The following is a 5,491-nucleotide window of genomic DNA, read 5'->3' as shown; positions in this document are numbered from 1 at the left end:
CGGCCGGACCGGGACCAGCCGCAGCCCGGGGGCGGGTGTGGCCGGCGGCCGGGCGTCCGCCCCCGGCGCGTCGGTCACGGCACCAGCCCCTGGGAGGGCGAGCCGGCCGGCGGCGGGGTGGACGACGGCGGGGTGGACGACGGCGGGGTGGGCAGCGACCTGCCGCGGGCCTGCCGGTGGACGGCGGCGAAGCGCTGGGCGACGGTGACCGCGCTGCCCACCAGCAGCACCCACAGCGCCACGTGCAGGGCGTAGGGGATGCCCAACCCGGAGAACCCGGTGCCGACCAGCACGAGGATCAGCCGCTCGGTGCGCTCCACGATCCCGACGTCGCAGCGTAGCCCCATGCCCTCGGCGCGGGCCTTGACGTAGGAGGTCAGCACGCCGAGGACCAGGCACAGCAGCGCGAGCAGCACGATCAGCCGGTTCGCGCCGGCTCCCGAGAACCACCAGACCAGCGCGCCGAAGATCGCCGCGTCGGCCGCGCGGTCGCCGGTGGAGTCCAGCACCGCCCCGAACACCGAGCCGCCGCCGCGGGCCCGGGCCAGCGCGCCGTCGAGCATGTCGAGCAGCACGAAGACGGTGACGGTGAACGCGCCCCAGAACAGGTGCCCGGTCGCGATCAGGCCGACCGCGCCGCCGATCGCGCCCAGCGTGCCGACCAGCGTCACTGCGTCCGGGGTGACCCCGGCACGGGCCAGCCGGGCCACCACGGGGGCCCAGAAGCGGCCCACCGCGGCGCGGGCGTTGACGCCGAGCACCTCAGGTCCCCGCGGAGCCGGGGCGACCGTCCGGCCAGTTCCGGGCCAGCAGCGTCCGGGTCTCGCGCAGCACCTGCGGCAGCACGCGGGTGAGCCCGATGACCGGCATGAAGTTGGTGTCCCCGCCCCACCGCGGCACCGCGTGCTGGTGCAGGTGGTCGGCGATGCCGGCGCCGGCGACCGAGCCCTGGTTCATGCCGATGTTGAACCCGTGCGCGCCCGACACCGCGCGCACCACCTGCATGGCCGTCTGGGTGAACCGGCCCAGCTCGGCGACCTCCGCAGGGGTGAGGTCGGTGTAGTCGGGCACGTGCCGGTACGGCACCAGCATCAGGTGCCCGGCGTTGTAGGGGTACAGGTTGAGGACGGCGTAGACCCGCTCCCCACGGGCGACGACCAGTCCCTCCTCGTCGCCCATCTGCGGGATGAGGCAGAACGGGCAGTCGTGGGCGCCGGTGGGCTTGCCCTCGCCGCGGATGTAGGCCATGCGGTACGGGGTCCACAGGTGCTCGAAGACCGTGGTGGGCCCCCCGTCGTCGCCGGAGACCGCGACCCGGGAGGCATCCTCGGCCCCGGAACCCGCCCGGCCCTGCCCCGTGCTCATCCGGCCACCAGGGCATCGGCCGTCGGGTCGGCGTTCGCCCGGCTGTCCACCCACTGTGCGATCGCGGCCACCGCCTGGTCGACGGGCACCCCGTTGTGCTGGCTGCCGTCGCGGAAGCGGAAGGAGACCGCGCCGGCCTCGGCGTCGGTCGCGCCGGCGATGAGCACGAACGGCACCTTCTGCTTGCTGGCGGTGCGGATCTTCTTCTGCATCCGGTCGTCGGAGTCGTCGATCTCCACGCGGATGCCGCGGGCGCGCAGCTGCAGCGCGACGTCACGCAGGTAGGTGACCTGCTCGTCGGTGACCGGGATGCCGACGACCTGCACCGGCGCCAGCCACGCCGGGAAGGCGCCCGCGTAGTGCTCGGTGAGGACGCCGAAGAAGCGCTCGATCGACCCGAACTTCGCCGAGTGGATCATCACCGGCTGCTGCCGCGAGCCGTCGGCGGTCGTGTACTCCAGGCCGAAGCGCGCCGGCTGGTTGAAGTCGTACTGGATGGTCGACATCTGCCACGTGCGGCCGATCGCGTCCCGCGCCTGCACCGAGATCTTCGGGCCGTAGAACGCCGCGCCGCCGGGGTCGGGCACGAGCTCCAGCCCGGTCTCGCGGGCCGCCTGCTCGAGCACTCCCGTGGCGACCGCCCACTGCTCGTCCGACCCGATGAACTTGTCGGAGTCCCCGCGGGTGGACAGCTCCAGGTAGTAGTCGTCCAGGCCGAAGTCGCGCAGCAGCCCGAGCACGAACGCCAGCAGGTGGCGGATCTCACCGGGCGCCTGCTCCGGGGTCACGTAGCTGTGCGAGTCGTCCTGCGTCAGCCCGCGCACCCGGGTCAGGCCGTGCACGACGCCGGACTTCTCGTACCGGTAGACGGAGCCGAACTCGAAGAAGCGCAGCGGCAGCTCACGGTAGGACCGCCCGCGCGACCTGAAGATCAGGTTGTGCATCGGGCAGTTCATGGCCTTGAGGTAGTACTCGCTGCTCTCAAGCTCCATGGGCGGGAACATGGTGTCGGCGTAGTACGGCAGGTGCCCGGAGGTCTCGAACAGGCCGCGCTTGCTGATGTGCGGCGTCCCGACGTAGTCGAAACCCTCCTCGATGTGCCGGCGGCGGACGTAGTCCTCCATCTCCCGCTTGACCACGCCGCCCTTGGGGTGGAACACCGCCAGGCCCGAGCCGATCTCGTCGGGGAAGCTGAAGAGATCGAGCTCGGCGCCGAGCCGGCGGTGGTCGCGGCGCTCGGCCTCGGCCAGCTGCTCGAGGTAGGCCTTGTGCGCCTCCCTGCTCTCCCACGCGGTGCCGTAGATCCGCTGGAGCTGCGGGTTCTTCTCGCTGCCCCGCCAGTAGGCGGCCGCGGACCGGGTGAGCGAGAACGCCGGGATGTTCGACGTCCGCGGCAGGTGCGGGCCGCGGCACAGGTCGGTCCACACCAGGTCGCCGGTGCGGGCGTCCCGGTTGTCGTACATGGTCAGCTGGGCGCCGCCGACCTCGACGTCGGCGCCCTCGGCGGCCTCGCCGGCACCACCCTTGAGCCCGATCAGCTCGAGCTTGAACGGCTCGTGCGCGAGCTCGGTCCCGGCATCGGCGTCGCTGACCTCGCGACGGGAGAAGTACTGACCCGCCTTGACGATCTCCTGCATCCGCTTCTCGAGGGCCGCGAGGTCCTCGGGGGTGAAGGGCCGCTCGGGGGCGAAGTCGTAGTAGAAGCCGTTCTCCACCGGCGGGCCGATGCCCAGCCGGGTGCCGGGGAAGAGATCCTGCACCGCCTGGGCCAGCACGTGCGCCGTGGAGTGTCGGATCACCGCCCGCCCCTCCGGGCTGGCGGCGGGTACCGGCTCCACCTCGGCGTCGACCTCGGGGGCCCAGGCCAGGTCCCTGAGTTCCCCGGTCGCCAGGTCACGGACGACCACCGCGCCGCCGGGGCCCTTGAGCGGGATCCCGGCCGCCTTCAGCGCGTCCTGGGCCGTCGTCCCGGCCGACACCCGGAGCGGGGCGGTGGCGGCGAGGGTGGGCGCGGCTGACACGGGAGCTCCTGCGAGGTCGACGGACGGGTGGCGGGAAGGACCCCGAGCCTAGTGCGCGACGCGCGTCACCCCGGGACGACGCCCAGCCCGTCGGCGACGGCACCGCGGCGGTCCAGCACCGCGGCCACCCGCTCGTAGGTGGCCGGGTCGGCGGGGACGACCTGGACGGCGTCCGGACGGCGGTCGATGCGCAGCGGCACCGCCTCGGCGCGGGTGACGGTGAACCGGCCGTCGTCACCACGGGTGAAGGTGAACCGGGCGGCGACCGAGTCCTCGGTCGGGTACCCGCGGGTCGAGTGCTCGGCCAGGTGGTTGCCGAGGCCGTAGGCGACCCACTCGCCGTCGATCCGCTCGAACGGCTGGACGACGTGCGCGTGGTGGCCCAGCACGAGGTCGACGTCGGGCGAGGCGAGCAGCGCCCGCGCCGCCTCCTCCTGGGCAGTCGTGGGGTCGTGGTCGTACTCGGTGCAGCAGTGCAGGCTGGCCACCACGATCTCGGCACCGGCCGCGCGGGCCCGGGCGGCGGCGGCCAGCATGCCGTCGACGTCCGGCACGTCGGCGACGTCCACCGCCCACGGCCGACCGGCCGGCAGCGGCACCCCGTTGAGGCTCCAGGTGGCCGCGACGTGGCCGACCCGCACCCCGCCGGCGTCCACCACCACCGGCGTCGTGCTCTCGGCCTCGGTCCGGTACGTGCCGGTGTGCGCGATCCCGGCCGCGTCGAGGGCGTCGAGGGTGCGCGCCAGACCGCCGGCGCCGTCGTCCAGCGAGTGGTTCGACGCCGTGGAGCACAGGTCGTAGCCCGCCTCGGCGAGCGCGTCGACGACCTCGGGCTGGACGGCGAAGCTCGGGTACCCCCGGTGCGGACCACCCGCCGGGGCGACCGGCGTCTCCAGGTGGCAGATCGCCAGGTCCGCGTCCCGCAGCAGCGGGGCGACCGGCGCGAACACCGCGGAGAAGTCGTACCCGCCCCCGCCGGTGGCCGCGCCGGCCTCCAGTGCGCCGTCCTGGTGGACGAGCACGTCACCGGTGGCGACGAGCGTCACGCTCTCGGGCGGGGGCTCGGCGGCGGACGCGGTGGACGGCGCGGCTGCGGGGTCGTCGGGCGCGGTGCCGCAGCCCGCCAGCACGAGGGCCAGCGCGACCGCGGTGCCCGTCCGGCGGAGGTTGCTCGACACGGGGCCGCCGTCAGGGAGCCGGGTCGGGGCCGGCCAGGACCTCGACGCGGTCGCCGGCACGCACCGTGCCCGGCTGTCGCACCTCGGCGTAGACCCCCAGGCAGTGCTTGGGCGTGCGGGTCACGGAGACCACCACTTCGCCGACGCGCACGGTGCACCCGACCCAGCCGCGCTCGTCCTCGCCCTCGGGCAGGTCGAGCAGCAGGTTGGCGCGGGGATCGTCGGCCGAGCAGCCCTCCGGGACGTCACCGGCGGCGGCGCGGGCCACGGCCGCCCTGCTGACCAGGTGCACCGCAGCGGCGTCCACCTGCGGCTCGGCGGCCCGCTCCAGCCGGACGGGGCGACCGAGCACCTCGGTCAGGGTGATCGCGTCGGCCTCGTCGTCCCCGGAGGCGACGACCTCGGCCATCGCGGGCGTGCTCTTCACCGTCACCCGCTCCCCCGTGGTGGCGTCGACGACCGCCCAGGCCCGGTCACCGACCAGGCCCGCCGCCCCGACCTCGGCCTCCCCCACGGTGCGGCCGCCGAGGCTCTTCACCGGGTAGACCGTCACCTGCACGACGCTGCCCACATCGCTCACGAGTCCTCCTCGCTGGCGCTCGTCGGCCGCGTTCGCGGCGCTGCTGTGCCCATGCGTTCGCTCGCAAGCTCGCTCACGGGTCCTCCTCGCCGGCGCTCGTCGGCCGCGTTCGCGGCGCTGCTGTGCCCATGCGTTCGCTCGCAAGCTCGCTCACGGGTCCTCCTCGCCGACGCTCGTCGGCCGCGTTCGCGGCGCTGCTGTGCCCATGCGTTCGCTCGCGAGCTCGCTCACGGGTCCTCCTCGCCGGCGCTCGTCGGCCGCGTTCGCGGCGCTGCTGTGCCCATGCGTTCGCTCGCAAGCTCGCTCACGGGTCCTCCTCGCCGACGCTCGTCGGCCGCGTTCGCGGC

General features: G+C 74.3%; 5 protein-coding genes. All 5 read right to left on the bottom strand.

From position 1 onward, the window contains the following. Positions 1-74 precede the first annotated feature (74 nt). Positions 75-761 carry a phosphatidylinositol phosphate synthase gene (pgsA, locus tag E4P41_RS21140; protein WP_135143166.1) on the bottom strand — a complete coding sequence of 229 codons (687 nt, stop codon included), beginning with the start codon at positions 759-761 and terminating at the stop codon, positions 75-77. A 1-nt stretch (position 762) separates the two neighbouring features. Continuing rightward, complete coding sequence (locus tag E4P41_RS21135) at positions 763-1,365, bottom strand: HIT domain-containing protein (RefSeq protein ID WP_135143165.1); 603 nt, start codon at positions 1,363-1,365, stop codon at positions 763-765. Next, positions 1,362-3,386 (bottom strand): threonine--tRNA ligase, encoded by a 2,025-nt coding sequence (thrS, locus tag E4P41_RS21130; RefSeq protein WP_135143164.1) that lies wholly within the window; start codon positions 3,384-3,386, stop codon positions 1,362-1,364. Before thrS ends, E4P41_RS21135 begins: the two co-directional genes overlap by 4 nt. Positions 3,387-3,451: 65 nt before the next feature. After that, positions 3,452-4,564, bottom strand: coding sequence for a CapA family protein (locus E4P41_RS21125; RefSeq protein ID WP_135143163.1), 1,113 nt, complete (start codon positions 4,562-4,564; stop codon positions 3,452-3,454). Positions 4,565-4,574: 10 nt separating this feature from the next. Beyond that, the gene (locus E4P41_RS21120) at positions 4,575-5,144 is read right to left on the bottom strand and encodes an MOSC N-terminal beta barrel domain-containing protein (protein WP_135143162.1); all 570 of its coding nucleotides are present in this window, start codon (positions 5,142-5,144) and stop codon (positions 4,575-4,577) included. Between the last annotated feature and the right edge of the window lie 347 nt (positions 5,145-5,491).

Origin of the sequence: Geodermatophilus sp. DF01-2 (assembly GCF_004571065.1) — a bacterium.
Lineage (GTDB): Bacteria > Actinomycetota > Actinomycetes > Mycobacteriales > Geodermatophilaceae > Geodermatophilus.
Note: the sequence above shows the minus strand (reverse complement) of the source record. Positions and strands in the feature narration are given on the sequence as shown.

What these genes read in the sequence shown, in the direction of transcription:
- E4P41_RS21135 (WP_135143165.1), bottom strand. Translation starts at nt 1,365, where the DNA reads ATGAGCACGGGGCAGGGCCGGGCGGGTTCCGGGGCCGAGGATGCCTCC.